Origin of the sequence: Streptomyces sp. NPDC058052, from assembly GCF_042885515.1 — a bacterium.
GTDB lineage: Bacteria > Actinomycetota > Actinomycetes > Streptomycetales > Streptomycetaceae > Streptomyces.
This window is the reverse complement of the sequence record NZ_JBHVRX010000048.1, coordinates 1-20,218: the sequence shown is the minus strand read 5'-3', so window position 1 is coordinate 20,218 and position 20,218 is coordinate 1. Positions and strand designations below refer to the sequence as shown.

Here is a 20,218-nt window from a genome sequence, read left to right as displayed (position 1 = left end):
GCCGGGGAGGACGCCGGAGGGCCGGGACACCACCGCGGATGTCCCGGCCCTCCGGCGTTCCGCCTCCGGGGTCGGCTCACTCCTCGCCGGGGACGGCGAGCAGACCGACCAGGAGCGGCCGCAGCCGGGTCGTCCGCGCCGGGGCGAGGACCTCGGCCACCGCCCGGGGCAGCGCCTGGTCCACACCGTGCACGACCGACAGATGACGCTCCGCCCGGCCGAAGGCCGTGTAGACCCACGGCCGGCTCAGCCCCGGCGCCGCGTCGCCCGGCAGCACCACGACCACCGCGGGCCACCGGCCGCCGGCCGCCTGGTGCGCGGTCAGCGCCCAGCCGTGCCGCAGTGCCGACTCCACCCGCTCCTTCGGCACGACGACCTCGCCGTCCGCGGTACGCAGCCGCAGCCCCTCGGCGTCGGCCCCGAGGACCGTGCCCGCCACCGTCCGGCCGGGCACCGGCGCGTACGCCACCCGGTCGCCCGGGTCGTAGCCGCCGAAGCGGCCGGGGCCCGGGTTCAGCCGCTGCTTCAGGGCCGTGTTCAGCGCGCGCGTCCCGGCCGAACCGCCGTGGCCGACGGTGATCACCCGGGTCTGCTCGGGGGTCAGCCCGAAGGCGCGCGGCACCGAGTCCGCGACCAGCTGGACCGTGCGGTGCACGGCCTCGCCGGCGTCCCGCACCGGGACGATCACGACCTCCTTGCCGGGCGCGGCGACCTGGTTCAGCTCGCCGATGCCGACGCCCGAGACCAGCTCGCCCAGCGGGCCCGGGTCGGGCCGGCGGGAGGCCACCCGGGGGCAGACGCGGGCCGCGAGCGCGTCGGCGAAGACCGCACCGGGACCCGCCGCCCCGAGGACGTCCGGGTCGCCGCTGAGGACCAGCCGGCAGCCGTCGGGCAGCGCCTCGACGAGCATCGCGCCCGTCTCCACGTCGAGCTGCGGGGCGTCGAGCACCACCAGCAGGTCGAGGGCGAGCCCGCCCTCCTCGTCGCGGCCCGGACCGGCCGTCCCGGAGAGCAGCGCGGTGAGCGGCACGACCGTCCCGGCGGCGCGCTCCTCCTCACCGAGCCGCTCCGCGTCGTGCACGGTGACCAGCACGCGCAGCCCGCGCTCCCGCGCGGCGGCGGCCAGGGCCAGCGGTTCGGCGCGGGCGGCCTCGCCGCCGGTGTGCAGCACCAGACCGTGACCGCCGACGGCCCGCTCCAGCTCGCCGCCGTCCCACTCCCCGGCGGTGACCGTGCGCACCAGGCGGGCCAGCCCGTCGGCGAGGCTCTCCTCGGCGAGCGCGTACCGGTCGAGGCCGAGCAGCGGGGGCTCGACGGAGCCGTCTCCGACGCCCTCGTCCCTCGGGGACGCCGCGGCCTCCTCCGTCTCGTCCGTCTCGTCCGGCTCCTCGGATTCCTCCTGGAAGACGAGGACGGCGCCCTCGGAGATCGCGGCCTCGACGGCCTTCTCCGGGTCGGGGACCTCGTGCCGGGCGAGGCCGGCCCGCACCTCGTCCAGGGTGAGCGCGGTGTGGCCCTGGAGGGCGGCCCGGTCGAGCAGCCACACGGTCAGGGCGACGGCGCGCCGCGGATCGTCCGGACCGCAGGCCCCGCCGAGCAGGGCCCGCGCGAAGCCGTCGGCCTGCTCCGGACGCACCCCGGCGACGGCCAGCAGCCGCCACGGGTCCTCGGCCAGCGCCTCGGCCGCGCGCTCGCCGAGCGCGGCGGCGACCTGGCCGGCCAGCGTTTCGGGCGCGCCGCCACGGGCCAGCACCTCGCGCACCCCGGTGAGCGCCCCGGCGGTGGGCGCGGGCGGGGCGGACGGGGCGGGCGGCCGGACGGTGGTCTCGGCCGGCCGGGCGGCGCGGGGCGGCTCGGGCGCCGGCTCGAAGAAGGCGCCGCCGGACGCGGAACCGCCCTCCACGGCCCGTACGGCGGCGAGCAGGTCGGCGGCGGCCCCGCTCAGCTTGGCGCCGCTCTCCACGGTCCCGGACTTGTCGGCCTTCCGCGCCTCGATCCGGGCCCGCAGCTCCCGTTGGGCCGCCAGCTCCGCCTGGGCCTCGCTCAGCTCCGGCGACGCGCCCTCGGCGGACTCGGCGGACTCGGCGCTCTCGGCGGACTCGCCGGACTCGCCGGACGCGGAGGCCCCGGTGGACCCGGCGGATCCGGAGTCCTCGGCCTCCGCGGCGGCTCCGGGCGCTTCCGGCTCCTCCGATGCCTCCTCCGACGCGTCCGCCGTCTCGGCGGACCCGCTCCCGGGGGTCTCCGGTCCCGCGGAGTCCTCCCCGGCGGCGTCGGCGGCGGCCGTCCCGTCCTCGGGCGCGGCGGACTGCGCCACGTCCTCGGGGGCGATGTCCTCGGCTGCCTCGGGCGCGGTCTCCCCGGAAGGCTCGGTCACAAGGTGCTCCAGTCGTGATCCGGATAGCGGTGCACGGGCGCGGACACATCGTCCAAAGCCCGGCAGATCTCGTCAGGAAGACTAAGGCCCTCCACCGACAGCGCGGCCGTGAGCTGCCGTGCCGTGCGCGCGCCGACGATCGGCGCGGTGACGCCGGGCCGGTCCCTGACCCAGGCGAGCGCCACGTGCAGCGCGCTCGTGGCGAGTCCGTCGGCGGCGGTGCTGACGGCCTCCACGATCCGGCTCGCGGCCTCGTCGAGGTACGGCTCCACGAACGGTGCCAGCGCCTCCGAAGCGCCCCGGGAGTCGGAAGGGGTGCCGCTCCGGTACTTGCCGGTGAGCACGCCGCGGCCGAGCGGGGAGGACGGCAGCAGACCTATGCCGAGGTCGATCGCGGCGGGCAGCACCTCCCGCTCGACGCCCCGCTGGAGCAGCGAGTACTCCAGCTGCGCGCCGGCGAGCCGGGTCCGGTCGCCGGCCAGCTGCCAGGTGCCCGCCTTGGCGAGCTGCCAGCCGCAGAAGTTCGCCACGCCCGCGTACCGCGCCCGTCCGCTGCGCACCGCGATGTCGAGGGCCTGGAGCGACTCCTCCAGCGGCGTGTACGGGTCGAAGGCGTGCAGCTGCCAGAGGTCCACGTGGTCCGTGCCGAGCCGGGCCAGGGAGGCGTCGAGCGCGGCGAGGAGGTGGCCGCGCGAGCCGTCGGTGCGCCGGTCCGGGTCCGGGACGCTGCCGGCCTTGGTGGACAGGACCAGGTCGCGGCGCGGCACGAGCCGCTCCATGAGCCGCCCGAGCAGATACTCCGCCTCGCCTCCGCCGTACACGTCGGCGGTGTCCACGAGCGTGCCGCCCGCGTCCCAGAACGCCTTCAGCTGCGCGGCGGCGTCGTGCTCGTCGGTGTCCCGCCCCCAGGTGAGCGTGCCGAGCCCGATGCGCGAGACGCGCAGGCCGGTACGTCCGAGATGCCTCTGCTCCATGGGCGGGACCTTACTGGCCGGGGCACCACGCGGAGAGACCCTGTGGACAGAACCTGTGGACGACGGCGTGGCGTGCGGCTCCTGACGGATCCGGGGAGGGCGCGCTAGAGTCCGGGACGAAAGACGTTACTCATGGGTAAGGGGTGTGTGGACATGCGGCTCGGCATCAACCTCGGCTACTGGGGCGCCGGCATGGACGGCGACAATCTGGCCGTGGCCCAGGAGGCCGACCGCCTCGGCTACGACGTGTGCTGGGCGGCGGAGGCGTACGGCTCGGACGCGCCGACGGTGCTCTCCTGGGTCGCCGCGAAGACGGAGCGGATCGACGTCGGCTCGGCGATCATGCAGATCCCGGCCCGCCAGCCCGCCATGACGGCGATGACCGCCGCCACCCTGGACTCGCTCTCCGGCGGCCGGTTCCGCCTCGGGCTCGGCGTCTCCGGCCCGCAGGTCTCCGAGGGCTGGTACGGCGTGAAGTTCGACAAGCCGCTCGCCCGGACCCGCGAGTACGTGGAGATCGTCCGCAAGGCGATGTCCCGCGAGCGCCTGACCCACGACGGCGAGCACTGGACGCTCCCGCTGCCCGGCGGACCCGGCAAGCCGATCAAACTGACCGTCCACCCGCAGCGCGAGCACATCCCGGTCTACATCGCCGCGATCGGCCCGAAGAACCTGGAGCAGACCGGCGAGATCGCCGACGGCGCCCTGCTGATCTTCCCCTCCGCCGAGCACCTGGAGGAGACCGCCCTGCGCCCGCTGCGGGCGGGCCGCGAGAAGGCCGGCCTGACCATGGACGGCTTCGACGTCTGTCCGACGCTGCCGCTCGCCCTCGGCGAAGACGTCGACGCGCTCGCCGACGTCTTCCGCCCGTACACCGCCCTCTACGTGGGCGGCATGGGCAGCCGCAAGCAGAACTTCTACAACCAGCTCGCGCAGCGCATGGGCTACGAGAAGGAGGCCGCCGAGATCCAGGACAAGTACCTGGCCGGCGACAAGACGGGCGCCGCGGCGGCCGTGCCCCGCACCCTGATCGACCAGACCGCCCTGCTCGGCACCGTCGAGCGGATCGCGGACCGCATGACCGCCTACGCGGAGGCCGGTGTCACCACCCTGACCCTCGCCCCCGCCGGCTTCACCCTCGACGAGCGCCTCACCGCCCTGCGCGCGGGCGTGGACGCCCTGGAGCGGGCCGGCCTGGCGTAACGGGAGCGAAGGAACGTTCCGCGGCCGTGGTGGGGGCTCGGGGGTCTTCCCCGCCACGGCCGTCATGCCGTTCAACGCGCCACGGCGCCCCCGGTTACGGCCCCGGCCCTCACTCTTTCGGCCGATACCGCGGAGCCCTCCTGTTGCCCGCCGCCCCGGACCGCATTTGACTCGGTCTCCCGGACCCGCGGAGCGCGGACGTCCGCAGGGAGGTGGCAGCGATGCTCACGGCCAAGGGCCTGTTCCAGGAAATCATCGACGACGACGAGGCGTTCCGGCTCTTCTGCTCGATCGCCGCCAGCGGCGAGTCGCAGGGCGGCTGGGAGAACGCCCGGATCGCCGCCCTCGTCGCCCCCGGCATGCGGGACCTCACCCCGAAGATCACCCGGCACGGCGCCGACGAGGACAAGCACGGCCGGATCTTCCACGCCCTCATGCGCAAACGCGGCCTCGAACCCGTCCCCGTGCCGCCGGACACCGACTACACGATGCTCCTGGAGCGCCGCGGCATCGGCCTCGCCCACGACAAGCTCCGCCGCGACCAGCCGCTGACCGAGGAGGACGTCGTCGTCTACCTCGCCCACAGCCGGGTCACCGAGGAACGCGCCGCCGCCCAGATGCAGCTCCTCGTCACGTACTTCGGCGACCATCCGGAGCTCGGCAGGGCCATCCGCATGATCTGCAACGACGAGGACAACCACCTCGCCTACTGCCACGAGGAACTGCTCCGGCTGGCCCGAGCCGGCCACGGCCGGCTCATCCAGCGCACCCTGCGCGAATCCGCCCTGGCCGAGATCCAGGTCTACCGCGACGTCAGCCTCGCCGTGATGCGCCACATGGGCCGCATCCTGGACTGGCCCAAGGCCAAGGGCGCGGCGCTCGCCGCCGGAATCCACGGCGTGTACGTCTACGAGCGCGCGGCCGGCTGGCACAAGATGATCTCCCTGCGGATGCCCGAACGGCTCGACGCCCTCGGCGGTCCCGCCACCCCCGCCCCGGCCTTCTGACCGGCCGGACCCGCGCACGCCCGGCGCGGCCGGCTCACAGCCAGTCGCGCCGCTTGAACAGGCGGTACAGCCCCAGCTCGATCCCCGCCATCACCAAGATCACCGCCGGGTACGACCACGTCCAGTGCAGCTCCGGCATGTGGTCGAAGTTCATGCCGTAGATCCCCGCCACCATCGTCGGCACGGCCGCCATCGCCGCCCAGGCCGAGATCTTCCGCATGTCGTCGTTCTGCCGCACCCCCATCTGCGCGAGGTGCGCGGACAGCACGTCCGACAGCAGCCGGTCCAACCCCTCCACCTGCTCGTTGGCCCGGAGCAGGTGGTCGTTGACGTCCCGGAAGAAGGGCTGCGACTCCTCGTTCACGAAGGGCACGGCCCCCGCCTGCAGCCGGGCCATCGGGCCCGCCAGCGGTCCCGACGCCCGACGGAACTCCAGCACCTGCCGCTTCGCCGTGTAGATCCGCTCGGCCGTGTTCGCCGTCCCCGTCCCGCCCGGCGCGAAGACGTCCGCCTCCAGCTCCTCCAGGTCCACCTGGAGCTCGCCCGCCACGTCCAGGTAGTGGTCCACCACGGCGTCGCTCACCGCGTACAGCACCGCGGTCGGCCCGTGCCGCAGCACCTCCGGATGGGTCTCCAGGCGCTTGCGCACGGCCGCCAGGGGCGCGCCCTCGCCGTGCCGGACCGTCACCACGAAGGAGTCGCCGAGGAAGAGCATCAGCTCCCCGGACGAGACCCGGTCGCTCTCCGGCTCGTAGACGACCGGCTTCAGCACCACGAAGAGGGAGTCGTCGTAGACCTCCAGCTTGGGCCGCTGATGCGCCTTCAGCGCGTCCTCGACCGCCAGCGGGTGCAGCGCGAACTCGGAGGCCACGTGGTCGAACTCGGCCTCCGTCGGTTCGTAGAGGCCCACCCACAGGAAGGCGTGTCCGATGGCCCGCGCCTCCGCCAGGGACCGGGAGAGGTCGCCGCCGCACTCCGTGCGGCGGCCGTCGCGGTAGAGGGCAGAGTCGACGATCACGCGCCGTATTCTCCCTCCGTGCCGCCGGTTCCGCACGCGCGCCTACCCGCCGCGCACCGTCCGACACGCGCGCGTGCGCCGTAGGCTGGCCGGCATGGCCACGCTGATCCTCGTCCGGCACGGACGCTCCACCGCCAACACCTCCGGTCTGCTCGCCGGGCGCACGCCGGGCGTGGCGCTCGACGAGCGCGGGGCCGCCCAGGCCGCCGCCCTGCCCGCCCGGCTCGCCGGCGTCCCGCTCGCCGCCGCCGTCTCCAGCCCCCTCCAGCGCTGCCGCGAGACCCTCCGGCCGCTCCTGGACGCCCGCCCGGACCTCCCGCTCCACGTCGAGGAGCGGATCAACGAGTGCGACTACGGCGACTGGTCGGGCCGCAAGCTCGCCGAGCTCAACGACGAGCCGCTGATGGAGGTCGTCCAGGCCCACGCCTCCGCCGCCGCCTTCCCCGGCGGCGAGTCCATGCGCGCCATGCAGACCAGGGCCGTCGAGGCGGTGCGCGACTGGAACGCGCGGATCGACGCCGAGCACGGCGAGGACGCCGTCTACGCCATGTGCTCCCACGGCGACATCATCAAGTCCCTCGTCGCCGACGCCCTCGGCCTCCACCTCGACCTCTTCCAGCGCATCCACGTCGACCCCTGCTCGCTCACGGTGATCCGCTACACCCGGCTGCGCCCCTTCCTGGTCCGCCTCGGCGACACCGGCGACCTCGCCGCCCTGGCCCCCCGTGAGACCCCCGGCACCAGTGGGACGGCCGAGGTCGGGGGCGGTGCGGGCGCACCGTGATCCCCCCGCGCAGTAGGGTGGACTCGCCGTTGCAGTACGACAGTCGACAGTCAAGGGAGCCGGAAGCGTGTCCCGTCAGGTGTTCCTCTACGACCCTCCGGAGCGTTTCGTGGCCGGCACGGTCGGGCTGCCTGGCCGCCGGACGTTCTTCCTCCAGGCGTCCGCGTCCGGCCGGATCACCAGCGTCGCCCTGGAGAAGACCCAGGTGGCCGCCCTGGCCGAGCGCATGGACGAACTCCTCGACGAGGTGCTGCGCCGCACCGGGGGCAACGCCCCGGTGCCCGCCGTCGCCCCCGCCGACATCGCCGACACCGCCCCCCTCGACACCCCCGTCGAGGAGGAGTTCCGGGTCGGCACCATGGCGCTCGCCTGGGACGGCGAGGAGCAGCGCATGATCGTCGAGGCCCAGGCCCTCGTCGAACTCGACGCGGACTCCGAGGAGGACCTCGCCGCGGCCGAGGAGCGGCTGCTCCAGGACGAGGAGAACGGCCCGCCGATGCTCCGCGTCCGCCTCAGCGGCGCCCAGGCCCGCGCCTTCGCCAAGCGGGCCCTGGACGTGGTCAACGCCGGGCGCCCGCCGTGCCCGCTGTGCAGCCTCCCGCTGGACCCGGAGGGCCACGTCTGTCCCCGCCAGAACGGATACCGCCGCGGAGCATGAGCAGCAGCCCCGAGTTCCCGCAGGACGTCGAGCTGCTCGCCCGCGGTGAGCTCACCGTGCGGGGGCAGGTCCGCGAGGCGTCCAACGCGGTGCTCTACTGCACGGTCGCGTACGAGGGCCGGGAAGCCGCCTGCGTCTACAAGCCGGTCGCGGGGGAGCGCCCCCTGTGGGACTTCCCCGACGGCACCCTCGCCGAGCGCGAGGTCGCCGCGTACGAGCTCTCCGAGGCCACCGGCTGGGGCCTGGTCCCGCCCACGGTGCTGCGGGACGGCCCGTACGGCGAGGGCATGGTCCAGCTCTGGGTCGAGGCCGACCCCGAGGCCCGGCTGCTCGCCCTCACCGAGGACGAGGAGGCCGGCGAGGGCTGGAAGGCGATCGGTCCCGCCGAGGTGGGGGAGGGCCGCACCGCGCTCCTCGTCCACGCCGACACCACCGGTCTGCGCCGGCTCGCCGTCCTCGACGCGGTGATGAACAACGGCGACCGCAAGGGCGGCCATCTGCTCCCCGCCCCCGGCGGCCGGCTCTACGGCATCGACCACGGAGTCTCCTTCCACGTCGAGGACAAGCTGCGCACCCTGCTGTGGGGCTGGGCGGGCCAGGAGCTGCCCCAGGAGGCCACCGAGGTCCTCGGGACGCTCGATGGCGCGCTGGCCCCCGGAGCGCCCCTCGCCACCCGCCTGGGGGAACTGCTCACGGCCGCCGAGGTGTCCGCCGTACGGGAACGGGTGGCGGCGCTGCTGGCCTCCGGGCGCCATCCGGAGCCGTCCGGCCAGTGGCCGGCGATCCCGTGGCCGCCGGTCTAGGACGAGCCCGGCAGGACCCGGAAGAGACGGCCCAGGAGCGGCCGGTCCGGGAAGGGGCCCCGGAACCGTGTGGTTTCGGCCACGCCCGCGCGGGGCCTCCCGGAGCCCTCCGGACCCCTGGGGGGTATACACACACCTCGCTCACCCGCAAGAGCGCATGATCGGACAAGATTCCGGATCCGGTTCGTATCCGAAACAGCTGTCCGGTTACGCTCGGGTCATGCATGCCTGGCCCGCTTCCGAGGTCCCCGCCCTTCCTGGCAAGGGCCGCGACCTCCGGATCCACGACACCGCGACCGGCGGACGAGTGACCCTCGCCCCTGGCCCCGTCGCCCGTATCTACGTCTGCGGCATCACGCCGTACGACGCGACCCACATGGGTCACGCGGCGACCTACAACGCGTTCGACCTCGTTCAGCGCGTGTGGCTCGACACCAAGCGGCAGGTCCACTACGTCCAGAACGTCACGGACGTCGACGATCCGCTCCTGGAGCGGGCGCTGCGCGACGGCATCGACTGGGTCGGCCTGGCCGAGCGCGAGACGGCCCTCTTCCGCGAGGACATGACCGCCCTGCGGATGCTGCCCCCGCGCCACTACGTCGGCGCGGTCGAGTCGATACCGTCCATCATCCCGCTGGTGGAGCGGCTCCGGGACTCCGGCGCGGCCTACGAGCTCGACGGCGACATCTACTTCTCCGTCGAGGCCGACCCGCACTTCGGCGAGGTCTCGCACTACGACACCGAGCTGATGCGGCACCTCTCCGCCGAGCGCGGCGGCGACCCCGACCGTCCCGGCAAGAAGAACCCGCTCGACCCGATGCTGTGGATGGCCGCCCGCGAGGGCGAGCCCAGCTGGGACGGCGGCAGCCTCGGCGCCGGCCGCCCCGGCTGGCACATCGAGTGCGTCGCCATCGCCCTCGACCACCTCGGCATGGGCTTCGACGTGCAGGGCGGCGGATCCGACCTGATCTTCCCGCACCACGAGATGGGCGCCTCGCACGCCCAGGCCCTCACCGGCGAGTTCCCCATGGCCAAGGCGTACGTCCACGCCGGCATGGTCGCCCTGCACGGCGAGAAGATGTCCAAGTCCAAGGGCAACCTGGTCTTCGTCTCCGCGCTCCGCCGCGAGGGCGTCGACCCGGCCGCCGTCCGGCTCGCCCTCCTCGCCCACCACTACCGCGCCGACTGGGAGTGGACCGACCAGGTCCTCCAGGACGCCGTCGACCGCCTCGACCGCTGGCGCGCCGCGGTCTCCCGGCCCGACGGCCCGTCCGCCGACGCCCTGGTCGAGGAGGTCCGCGAGGCCCTCTCCGACGACCTCGACGCCCCGGCCGCGCTCGCCGCGGTCGACCGCTGGGCCGCCCGCCAGGAGGCGGACGGAGGCACCGACGAGTCCGCCCCCGGACTCGTCTCCCGCACGGTTGACGCGCTCCTCGGCGTCGCGCTGTAACCCAGGACGAGACGGAGAGGGAGGGGCGGCCGCGGCCGCCCCTCCCTCTCCGTCTCTCCGTTCCCGGCCCTACGTCTCGTCGCCCGCCTCGCCCGCCTCGGGCTCCCCGGACGTCTCCGGCGGCTCCGCCTGTCCGGCCCGCTCGACCGTTCCCGGCTGTCCGGCCTGTTCGGCCTGCTCCGCCGGACCGGTCTCCTCCGCCTGTGCGGCCGACTCGTCCGGTTCGGTCTGCTCGGTCTGCTCGGCCTGCTCGGCCTGGTCCGGCCGACCGGGCTGTTCCGGCTTGGGCGGGCGGGTCCGGCCGCTGCCCGGATCCCGCAGGTACGAGGTGTCCCCGCTCTCCGTCGCCAGCCCCGGACCGCCGCCGGCCGGGCCCGCGCCCGGGTCGCGCCGCCGCAGATAGCGCTCGAACTCGCGCGCGATCGCCTCGCCCGACGCCTCCGGGAGCTCCGCGGTGTCCCGGGCCTCCTCCAGCGTCTGCACATACTCGGCGACCTCGCTGTCCTCCGCCGCCAGCTGGTCCACCCCCAGCTGCCAGGCCCGCGCGTCCTCGGGCAGCTCGCCCAGCGGGATCCGCAGCCCGATCAGGTCCTCCAGCCGGTTCAGCAGCGCCAGCGTCGCCTTCGGGTTCGGCGGCTGCGACACGTAGTGCGGCACGGCCGCCCACAGGCTCACCGCCGGCACGCCCGCGTGGGTGCACGCCTCCTGGAGGATCCCGACGATGCCCGTCGGCCCCTCGTACCGGGTCTCCTCCAGGTCCATCGTCCGCGCCAGGTCCGGGTCGGAGGTGACGCCGCTGACCGGAACCGGACGCGTGTGCGGGGTGTCGCCGAGCAGCGCGCCCAGGATCACCACCATCTCCACGCCCAGCTCGTGCGCGAAGCCCAGCAGCTCGTTGCAGAAGGAGCGCCAGCGCATCGAGGGCTCGATGCCCCGGACCAGAACCAGGTCGCGGGGCTTGTCGCCGCCGATCCGGACCACGGAGAGCCGGGTCGTCGGCCAGGTGATCTTCCGGACGCCGTTCTCCAGGAACACCGTCGGACGGTTGACCTGGAAGTCGTAGTAGTCCTCGGCGTCGAGCGCCGCGAAGACCTCGCCCTTCCATTCCCGGTCCAGATGAGCGACCGCGGTGGAGGCGGCGTCGCCGGCGTCGTTCCAGCCCTCGAACGCGGCCACCATGACCGGGTCGATCAGCTCGGGTACCCCCTCGAGCTCGATCACCCAGCGCCTCCTTCTTCGAAGTTCGTGTCGTACGGAGCAACCTTACGGCTTCCCGGTCGTCCGTCCGCAGCCCCCGGACTCGCCCGAGAACCCGTGCGGCGCTGATCGACTACCCACGAACGAGGCCCCGCACACGGTCACGTCACACCTCCCAGAGCGTGCTCGGCGCCTCCTTCCTGAGCACCGGCGCTATCTCCTCGGCGAACCGTTCCAGGGTCTCGGTCTGTTCGGCCGTCGACTGTCCGAAACCGTCCACCGTCACGGACTGGAGGTCATGGCCGTAGTCGGCGTGGAAGCCGAGGATCTTCTCCGCGATCTGCTCGGGGGAGCCGATCAGCTGCGGACCGTCCGCGATCGCCTCCTCGACGGTGCGGAAGGGGGTGTTGTACCCGGCCCTGCCCTCCAGGTGCGGCCGGAAGCTCTGCGCCACCTTCGCCTCGTACAGCTCCTTGTACCGCCGTACGGCCTGCTCGGGGGTGTCCGCGATGAGCAGCCCGCCCGAACCGGCCGCCACGCGCGCGTGCGCGGGGTCGTGCCCGTACGCCTCGAACCGCTCGCGGTAGTGGGCGATCAGCCGCGCGTACGCCTCGCGGGGCTGGATCGCGTTGGCGGTGAAGAGCGGGTCGCCGTGGCGGGCGGCGAGTTCGGGGGAGTGCAGGCTGGTGGCCGAGCCGTGCCAGATCCTCGGCGGACCGGCGTACGGCCGGGGGATCGTGGTGACGTTCCTCAGCGGCGGCCGGGAGCCGCCCTCCCAGTCGACGCCCTCCTCGGTCCAGAGCCGGCGCAGGAGCTCGTACTTCTCCTTCTGGAGCTCCCACTGCCGCTCCTCGTCAAGGCCGAAGAGGTCGAAGTGGCCGGCCTCCGCGCCCTTGCCGACGACGAGTTCGAGCCGGCCGCGGGAGAGCTGGTCGAGGGTGGCGTAGTCCTCGGCGACCCGGACCGGGTCGAGGATCGCGACCACGGTGACGCCGGTGAGGAGCCGGATCCGGGAGGTGCGGGCGGCGAGCGCGGCGAGCAGCACGGTCGGCGCGGAGGAGAGGAACGGACCGGCGTGCCGCTCGCCGATCGCGTACGCGTCGAAGCCGAGCCGCTCGGCGGCCTCGCCGAGCGCCACGACCTGCTCCAGCCTGTCGGCCGCCGAGAGAAGTCCACCGGTGAGCGGGTGCGGGGAGTGGGGGACGATCGAGAGCACCTGAAACTTCATGCCCCCACTCTGCGCGCCGAGTGTTGCGGCGGTGTGGCGGCCGCGTGGCACGCGCCCGGGCCGCGGGAGCCCCCCCGCCGCCACGCGGAACACGCCGCCACGCGCGGAACACGCCGCCACGCCGCCACGCGGAACACGCCGCCACGCGGACCACGCCGCCACGCGGACCACGCCGCCACGCGGACCACGCCGCCGGCGGGCATGCGCGAGGGGCGGCCTCCACCCTCCCCGGAGAAGACCGCCCCTCGGTTCGGGGGACTACTTCGCGCGCAGCATCGCGTCGACCTCGGCGCGGATCCCGTCGGTGGCGAGGCCGCGGATGGTCAGCGTGGTGCGGCGGCGCAGCACGTCGTCGGCGGTCTCGGCCCACTCGTGGTCGCGGGCGTAGGCGACCTGGGCCCAGATCTCCGGCGCGTCCGGGTGGATCCGGCGGGCCAGCTCCGGGTTCTCGTTCGCCATCCGGGCGATGTCGAAGGAGAGCGAACCGTAGTGCGTGGCCAGGTGCTTGGCGGTGTCGGCGGCCATCCGGGGGCCGGGGGCCGGGCCGTCGACGAGCAGGCGGTGGGCGACCGCGTTGGGGTTGGCGATGCCCGGGAGCGGCAGCCGCTTCGGGAGCGTGGAGACCGACTCGTAGTCCTCGCCCAGCGGGTGGCCGGGGAGCGCCTCCAGCTTCTTCATGATGGTGCGGCCGATGTGGCGGAAGGTGGTCCACTTGCCGCCGGCGACCGACAGCATCCCGCCGCGGCCCTCGGTGACGACCGTCTCGCGCTTGGCCTTGGAGGTGTCACCGGGACCGCCCGGGAGCACCCGCAGGCCGGCGAAGGCGTAGGTGATGAGGGAGCGGTCGAGCTGCTGGTCGCGGATGGAGAAGGCGGCCTCGTCCAGGATCTGGGCGGTGTCCTTCTCGGTGACCGCGACCTCGCCCGGGTCGCCCTCGTACTCCTCGTCGGTGGTGCCGAGCAGGAGCATGTCCTCCCAGGGGAGGGCGAAGGTGATCCGGTACTTGTCGATCGGGGTGGCCAGCGCGGCCTTCCACGGGGCGGTCCGCTTGAGGACCAGGTGGGCGCCCTTGGAGAGGCGGATGGAGGGGGCCGCGTTGGGGTCCTCCATGCGGCGCAGGTGGTCCACCCACGGGCCGGTGGCGTTGAGGACGAGCCGCGCGGTGACGCCGAACTCCTCGCCGGACATGCGGTCCCGCAGCTCGGCGCCGGTGACCCGGCCCTTGGTGAAGCGCAGCCCGGTGACCTCGGCGTGGTTGAGGACGACGGCGCCGGCGTCGACGGCCGCGCGGACCGTCATGAGCGCCATGCGGGCGTCGTTCATCTGGTCGTCGCCGTAGACGGCGACGGCCTTGAGGTTGTCGGTGCGCAGCTCGGGCACGTCCTGGGCCGCCTTGGCGGGGGAGAGGAGGTGGCCGACGCCGTCACCGAAGGCGGAGAGCGCGGAGTACGCGAACACGCCGGCGCCCAGCTTGGCGGCGCCGTGCGGGCCGCCCTTGTAGACGGGCAGGTAGAAGGTGAGCGGGTTGGACAGGTGGGGGGCGACCTGCCGGGAGACGGCGCGCCGCTCGAAGTGGTTCTCGGCGACGAGCTTCACGGCGCCGGTCTGCAGGTAGCGCAGGCCGCCGTGGAGGAGCTTGGAGGAGGCCGAGGAGGTGGCGCCGGCGAAGTCGCCGGCGTCCACCAGGGCCACCCGCAGACCGGACTGCGCGGCGTGCCAGGCGGTGGAGATGCCCAGGATGCCGCCGCCGATCACCAGGAGGTCGTACGTCGCCTTGGCAAGCTGCTCTCTGGTCTCGGCGCGGGTCGGAAGCGAGCCGGCGGCCGGGTGCGTTCCGAGGGCGGGAACGGTCTGCGGGGTGGTCATCTCGGTCTACTCCTCGTCACTTCTCTTCTTCGAGCCAGCCCATGGAGCGCTCCACGGCCTTGAGCCAGTTCTTGTACTCGCTGTCGCGCTTGTCGGCGTCCATGCGCGGGGTCCACTCCGCGGCACGGCGCCAGTTGGCGCGCAGCGCGTCGGTGTCCGGCCAGAAGCCGACGGCCAGGCCGGCGGCGTAGGCGGCACCGAGGCAGGTGGTCTCGGCGACCATGGGGCGCACCACGGGGGCGTCCAGGAAGTCCGAGAGGGTCTGCATCAGCAGGTTGTTGGAGGTCATGCCGCCGTCGACCTTGAGCGCGGTCAGCTCGACGCCGGAGTCCTTGGTCATGGCGTCGGTGATCTCGCGGGTCTGCCAGGCGGTGGCCTCCAGGACGGCACGGGCGATGTGCGCCTTGGTGACGTACCGGGTGAGGCCGGCGATGACACCGCGGGCGTCGGAGCGCCAGTACGGGGCGAAGAGGCCGGAGAAGGCGGGCACGAAGTAGGCGCCGCCGTTGTCCTCGACGGAGGAGGCCAGGGTCTCGATCTCGGCCGCGGACTTGATCAGGCCCATCTGGTCGCGCATCCACTGGACGAGCGAGCCGGTGACGGCGATGGAGCCCTCCAGGGCGTAGACCGGCTTGGCGTCGCCGATCTGGTAGCCGACCGTGGTCAGCAGGCCGCTGTAGGAGTTGATGATCTTGTCGCCGGTGTTCATCAGCATGAAGGTGCCGGTGCCGTACGTCGACTTGGCCTCGCCCTCGGCGAAACAGGTCTGGCCGAAGAGGGCGGCCTGCTGGTCGCCGAGCGCCGAGGCGACCGGGACGCCGTCGAGGACGCCGCCCTTGACCGCGCCGTACACCTCGGCGGAGGAGCGGATCTCGGGGAGGACGGCGGCCGGGATGTCGATCGACTGGAGGATGCGCTCGTCCCAGGCCATCTCGTGCAGGTTCATCAGGAGGGTGCGGGAGGCGTTGGTGACGTCGGTGACGTGGACGCCGCCCTCGGTGCCGCCGGTGAGGTTCCAGATGACCCAGGAGTCCATGGTGCCGAAGAGGATGTCGCCGCGCTCGGCGCGCTCGCGCAGGCCCTCGACGTTGTCGAGCAGCCAGCGGACCTTCGGGCCGGAGAAGTAGGAGGCGAGCGGGAGGCCGGTCTCGCGGCGGAAGCGGTCCTGGCCGACGTTGCGGCCGAGCTCCTTGCAGAGGGCGTCGGTGCGGGTGTCCTGCCAGACGAGCGCGTTGTGCACGGGCTCGCCGGTGTTCTTGTCCCACATCAGCGTGGTCTCGCGCTGGTTGGTGATGCCGATGGCCTTGACGTCGGCGGCGGTGATGCCGGCCTTGACGATGGCGCCGGCGACGACCTCCTGGACGTTGGTCCAGATCTCGGTGGCGTCGTGCTCGACCCAGCCCGGCTTCGGGAAGATCTGCTCGTGCTCCTTCTGGTCGACCGAGACGATCCGGCCGTCCTTGTCGAAGACGATGCAGCGGGACGAGGTGGTGCCCTGGTCGATGGCGGCGATGAACGGGCCGGCGGTGTGGGCGTCGGTCACGGTGTGCTCCTGGGAAAGTCTGGGAAGGACGGCTCGGGGCTCTGGTGCTGTTCTACGGCTCAGGCGAACGCGATGTTGTAGATACCCGCGGCGAGCGCTCCACCGATCAGCGGACCGGCGACCGGGATCCAGGCGTAGCTCCAGTCGGAGCCGCCCTTGTTCGGCAGCGGGAGCAGGGCGTGCACGAGGCGCGGGCCGAGGTCGCGCGCCGGGTTGATCGCGTAACCGGTCGGGCCGCCGAGCGAGAGGCCGATCGAGACCACGACGAAGGCCGTGATGAGGGCGCCCAGGACGCCGAGGCCCTTGCCGCTGTCGTTGAGGCCCTGGGTGAGCACGGCGAGGACGAGCACGACGGTGCCGATGATCTCGGTGGCGAGGTTCTGCCAGGTGTTCCGGATCTCGGGTCCCGTGGAGAAGATGCCGAGCACGGGGCCGGGGCCCTCGGCGGGCTTCTCGCCGACCGTCTCCGGGTCGGTGAGGTGGGCGAGGAACTGGCCGTAGTAGGCGACCCAGACCAGGGCGGCGCCGATCATCGCGCCGAGCATCTGGCCGGCGATGTAGACGGGCACGTCGCCCCACTCGCCGTCCTTGACGGCGATGCCGACGGTGACGGCGGGGTTCAGATGGGCGCCGGAGAGGGAAGCGGTCATGTAGACCGCCGTCATGACGGCGAAGCCCCACCCGAAGGTGATCGCGAGCCAGCCCGCGCCACGGGCCTTGGAGCTCTTGAGCGTCACGGCGGCGCACACGCCGCCGCCGAGAAGAATGAGTACGGCGGTACCGATGGTCTCGCCGAGGAAGATGTCGGAGCTGGACACCCGCGACTCCTTTGTCCTTCGTCCAGGGGATGGCGGACCCCGGATCTCGCCGGTGGTCCGCGCCCTCGTGTGAGGGCGTCCACGGCCCTTGGCACTGCCACACTCTAACGCGTATTGCCGGTAGGTGTTCGACAATGCCGACCGATGAACGGAAGTTTTGCCCCGGGGTTAACAGCGCGTCAAGGGTCTGGGAAACGAAAGACCCGCCGATAACGCGATCGTTACCGACGGGTTCGCTCTCCGTGCGGACCGGCTCACCGGCCCCCGCGGCGCGGGCTCAGAAGCGGCCCGCCCCCAGGTCCCGGGAGACCGCCCGGGCGCAGTCCCGCACCGCCGCCACCAGCTCCGGGCGCAGCTCGCCGGCCGGGCAGACCCGCTCCACCGCCCCGGTGACCGCCACGGCCCCCACCGGCATCCGGCGCCGGTCGTGGATCGGCGCCGCCACCGAGGCCACGCCCTCCCAGGTCTCCTCCTCGTCCGCCGCCCAGCCGCGCGCCCGCGTCATGTCGAGCAGCGCCTCGAAGTCCTCCAGGCCGGTGACCGTGCGCGGCGTGAACGGCTCCCGCTCCACCTCCACGGCCTGGCTGTGCGCGACCGGGTCGTACGCCGACAGCACCTTGCCCAGCGCCGTGGAGTGCAGCGGCTGCATCGCCCCCACCTCCAGGACCTGCCGGCTGTCGTCCGGCCGGAAGACGTGGTGGACGATCAGTACGCCCGACTGGTGCAGCACTCCCAGGTGCACGCTCTCCCCGCTGGACCGCGCCAGGTCGTCCGTCCACACCAGCGCCCGCGCCCGCAGCTCGTGCACGTCCAGATAGCTGTTGCCCAGACGCAGCAGCTCGGCGCCCAGCTGGTACCGGCCCGAGGGGGCGTCCTGCTCCACGAAGCCCTCCGCCTGGAGGGTGCGCAGGATGCCGTGGGCGGTGCCCTTGGCCAGTCCGAGCGAGGACGCGATGTCGGACAGTCCGAGCCGGCGCTCGCCACCCGCGAGCAGTCGCAGCATCGCCGCCGCCCGTTCAAGCGACTGGATGTTCTTCGCCATCGCCCGGCCCTTCTCCCTCACGTACGCACAGATACCGACGTTCGACAATGCTGAACACTATCGGTCGATGCCGACCTTGCCTCGCACCTGACAGTGTCCTCGAAGAAGGGGCCGTACCGGGAGTCCTCGCACAAAGGATGCCGTCCGCCACGTGGGACGCCGTGTCCGCCCCGGTCGATCCGCGGTTACGCTGAGCCCGTGCACCCTGTGCCCAGGGTGCAAAGCCGACAGCCGTCGCATCCCAGGGAGCTCCTTCATGGCCTCGTCGCCTACCCCTTCCGTCTCCGCCGACAGCCGGAGCCGCGCCGCCGCCCTCCGCGAGGCACTCGCCAGTCGCGTCGTCGTCGCCGACGGAGCCATGGGCACCATGCTCCAGGCCCAGGAGCCCACCCTCGAGGACTTCGAGAACCTCGAAGGCTGCAACGAGATCCTCAGCCTCACCCGGCCCGACATCGTCGCCTCCGTCCACCGCGAGTACTTCGCCGCCGGTGTCGACTGCGTCGAGACCAACACCTTCGGCGCCAACCACGCGGCCCTCGGCGAGTACGACATCGCCCACCGCGTCCACGAGCTCTCCGAGGCCGGCGCCCGCGTCGCCCGCGAGGTCGCCGACGAGTTCACCGCCGCCGACGGCCGCCAGCGCTGGGTGCTCGGCTCCATCGGCCCCGGCACCAAGCTCCCGACCCTCGGCCACGCCCCCTACACCGTCCTGCGCGACGCCTACCAGCAGAACGCCGAGGGCCTCCTCGCCGGCGGCTCCGACGCGCTCATCGTCGAGACCACCCAGGACCTGCTCCAGACCAAGGCGTCCGTCATCGGCGCCCGCCGCGCCCTGGAGGCGCTCGGCGCCGACGTGCCCCTCATCGTCTCCGTCACCGTGGAGACCACCGGCACGATGCTCCTGGGCTCCGAGATCGGCGCCGCCCTGACGGCCCTGGAGCCGCTCGGCATCGACATGATCGGCCTGAACTGCGCCACCGGCCCCGCCGAGATGAGCGAGCACCTCCGCTACCTCGCCCGGCACGCACGGATCCCGCTGTCGGTCATGCCCAACGCCGGTCTGCCGGTCCTCACCTCCGACGGCGCCCACTACCCGCTCTCCGCGGCCGAGCTCGCCGACGCCCAGGAGACCTTCGTCCGCGAGTACGGCCTCTCCCTCGTCGGCGGCTGCTGCGGCACCACCCCCGAGCACCTGCGCCAGGTCGTCGAGCGCGTCCGCGACCTCACGCCCAGCCCGCGCGACCCGCGCCCCGAGCCCGGTGCCGCCTCGCTCTACCAGACCGTGCCGTTCCGGCAGGACACGTCGTACCTGGCGATCGGCGAGCGGACGAACGCGAACGGGTCGAAGAAGTTCCGCGAGGCCATGCTGGAGGGCCGCTGGGACGACTGTGTGGAGATGGCGCGGGACCAGATCCGTGAGGGCGCGCACATGCTGGACCTGTGTGTGGACTATGTGGGCCGGGACGGTGTCGCGGACATGGAGGAGCTGGCCGGCCGTTTCGCCACCGCCTCCACCCTTCCGATCGTGCTGGACTCCACCGAGGTCGGCGTTCTGCGCGCCGGGCTGGAGAAGCTGGGCGGCCGCGCGGTCATCAACTCGGTCAACTACGAGGACGGCGACGGTCCGGAGTCCCGCTTCGCGAAGGTCACCCGGCTCGCCCGGGAGCACGGTGCCGCGCTGATCGCCCTGACCATCGACGAGGAGGGCCAGGCCCGGACCGTCGAGCACAAGGTCGCCATCGCCCAGCGGCTGATCGCGGATCTGACGGGCAACTGGGGCATCCACGAGTCGGACATCCTCATCGACACGCTGACCTTCACCATCTGCACCGGCCAGGAGGAGTCCCGCAAGGACGGCATCGCCACGATCGAGGCGATCCGCGAGCTCAAGCGCCGCCACCCCGAGGTGCAGACGACGCTGGGTCTGTCGAACATCTCCTTCGGTCTCAACCCGGCCGCCCGGATCCTGCTCAACTCGGTCTTCCTCGACGAGTGCGTCAAGGCCGGCCTGGACTCGGCGATCGTGCACGCCTCGAAGATCCTGCCGATCGCCCGCTTCGACGAGGAGCAGGTCACCACCGCCCTCGACCTGATCTACGACCGGCGTGCCGAGGGCTACGACCCGCTGCAGAAGCTGATGGCCCTCTTCGAGGGCGCCACCACCAAGTCCCTGAAGGCCGGCAAGGCCGAGGAGCTGGCCGCGCTGCCGCTGGAGGAGCGCCTCAAGCGGCGGATCATCGACGGCGAGAA

Annotated in this window: 16 protein-coding genes; 7 read left to right on the top strand and 9 right to left on the bottom strand. The window is 73.1% G+C overall.

Annotated features, from left to right (window positions below; translation table 11 throughout):
* Nucleotides 1-76: 76 nt before the first annotated feature.
* The gene (locus tag ACFVU3_RS37190; protein ID WP_390073213.1) at nt 77-2,377 is read right to left on the bottom strand and encodes a helix-hairpin-helix domain-containing protein; all 2,301 of its coding nucleotides are present in this window, start codon (nt 2,375-2,377) and stop codon (nt 77-79) included.
* Entirely contained in the window at nt 2,374-3,351 is a 978-nt protein-coding gene (locus tag ACFVU3_RS37185) for an aldo/keto reductase (RefSeq protein WP_390073212.1), read from the bottom strand. The genes ACFVU3_RS37190 and ACFVU3_RS37185 overlap by 4 nt, the downstream gene beginning before the upstream one ends.
* Nucleotides 3,352-3,504: 153 nt before the next feature.
* Between ACFVU3_RS37185 and ACFVU3_RS37180 the strand changes: the two genes are divergently transcribed.
* Together ACFVU3_RS37180 and ACFVU3_RS37175 are read left to right on the top strand one after the other, a co-directional pair.
* Nucleotides 3,505-4,554, top strand: a complete 1,050-nt coding sequence (locus ACFVU3_RS37180; protein WP_390073211.1) for an LLM class F420-dependent oxidoreductase — start codon at nt 3,505-3,507, stop codon at nt 4,552-4,554.
* Between the two features lie 221 nt (nt 4,555-4,775).
* Entirely contained in the window at nt 4,776-5,561 is a 786-nt protein-coding gene (locus ACFVU3_RS37175) for a ferritin-like domain-containing protein (protein ID WP_390073210.1), read from the top strand.
* A 34-nt stretch (nt 5,562-5,595) separates the two neighbouring features.
* Here the strand turns inward: ACFVU3_RS37175 and corA are convergent, their stop codons facing one another.
* On the bottom strand, nt 5,596-6,588 hold the full coding sequence (gene corA / locus ACFVU3_RS37170) for a magnesium/cobalt transporter CorA (RefSeq protein WP_390073239.1): 993 nt from the start codon (nt 6,586-6,588) through the stop codon (nt 5,596-5,598).
* Nucleotides 6,589-6,673: 85 nt separating this feature from the next.
* On the opposite strand from corA, the gene ACFVU3_RS37165 reads away from it, so the two are divergent.
* The 4 genes from ACFVU3_RS37165 to mshC all read left to right on the top strand — a co-directional run bounded on the left by ACFVU3_RS37165 (nt 6,674) and on the right by mshC (nt 10,274).
* Nucleotides 6,674-7,363: a histidine phosphatase family protein gene (locus ACFVU3_RS37165; RefSeq protein WP_390073209.1), complete on the top strand. Its 690-nt coding sequence runs from the start codon at nt 6,674-6,676 to the stop codon at nt 7,361-7,363.
* A gap of 67 nt (nt 7,364-7,430) precedes the next feature.
* On the top strand, nt 7,431-8,021 hold the full coding sequence (locus ACFVU3_RS37160) for a DUF3090 domain-containing protein (protein WP_390073208.1): 591 nt from the start codon (nt 7,431-7,433) through the stop codon (nt 8,019-8,021).
* Entirely contained in the window at nt 8,018-8,824 is an 807-nt protein-coding gene (locus ACFVU3_RS37155) for an SCO1664 family protein (protein WP_390073207.1), read from the top strand. The genes ACFVU3_RS37160 and ACFVU3_RS37155 overlap by 4 nt, the downstream gene beginning before the upstream one ends.
* Before the next feature lie 220 nt (nt 8,825-9,044).
* The gene (mshC, locus tag ACFVU3_RS37150; RefSeq protein ID WP_390073206.1) at nt 9,045-10,274 is read left to right on the top strand and encodes a cysteine--1-D-myo-inosityl 2-amino-2-deoxy-alpha-D-glucopyranoside ligase; all 1,230 of its coding nucleotides are present in this window, start codon (nt 9,045-9,047) and stop codon (nt 10,272-10,274) included.
* 69 nt (nt 10,275-10,343) lie between these two features.
* Here mshC and ACFVU3_RS37145 read toward each other — a convergent pair whose 3' ends face one another.
* From ACFVU3_RS37145 to ACFVU3_RS37120, 6 genes are all read right to left on the bottom strand, one after another.
* Nucleotides 10,344-11,495, bottom strand: a complete 1,152-nt coding sequence (locus tag ACFVU3_RS37145) for a PAC2 family protein (protein ID WP_390073205.1) — start codon at nt 11,493-11,495, stop codon at nt 10,344-10,346.
* Nucleotides 11,496-11,637: 142 nt separating this feature from the next.
* A complete protein-coding gene (locus ACFVU3_RS37140; protein WP_390073204.1) occupies nt 11,638-12,699 on the bottom strand; it encodes an LLM class flavin-dependent oxidoreductase in 1,062 nt (353 codons plus the stop codon).
* Nucleotides 12,700-12,957: 258 nt separating this feature from the next.
* Complete coding sequence (locus tag ACFVU3_RS37135) at nt 12,958-14,565, bottom strand: FAD-dependent oxidoreductase (protein WP_390073203.1); 1,608 nt, start codon at nt 14,563-14,565, stop codon at nt 12,958-12,960.
* A gap of 16 nt (nt 14,566-14,581) precedes the next feature.
* The gene (gene glpK / locus ACFVU3_RS37130) at nt 14,582-16,108 is read right to left on the bottom strand and encodes a glycerol kinase GlpK (RefSeq protein WP_390073202.1); all 1,527 of its coding nucleotides are present in this window, start codon (nt 16,106-16,108) and stop codon (nt 14,582-14,584) included.
* A 59-nt stretch (nt 16,109-16,167) separates the two neighbouring features.
* Nucleotides 16,168-16,926 carry an MIP/aquaporin family protein gene (locus ACFVU3_RS37125; protein ID WP_390073201.1) on the bottom strand — a complete coding sequence of 253 codons (759 nt, stop codon included), beginning with the start codon at nt 16,924-16,926 and terminating at the stop codon, nt 16,168-16,170.
* A 277-nt stretch (nt 16,927-17,203) separates the two neighbouring features.
* Entirely contained in the window at nt 17,204-17,968 is a 765-nt protein-coding gene (locus ACFVU3_RS37120; protein WP_390073200.1) for an IclR family transcriptional regulator, read from the bottom strand.
* A gap of 256 nt (nt 17,969-18,224) precedes the next feature.
* On the opposite strand from ACFVU3_RS37120, the gene ACFVU3_RS37115 reads away from it, so the two are divergent.
* Nucleotides 18,225-20,218 (top strand): homocysteine S-methyltransferase family protein (locus ACFVU3_RS37115; protein WP_390073199.1); only part of this gene is annotated, 1,994 nt, incomplete at its 3' end.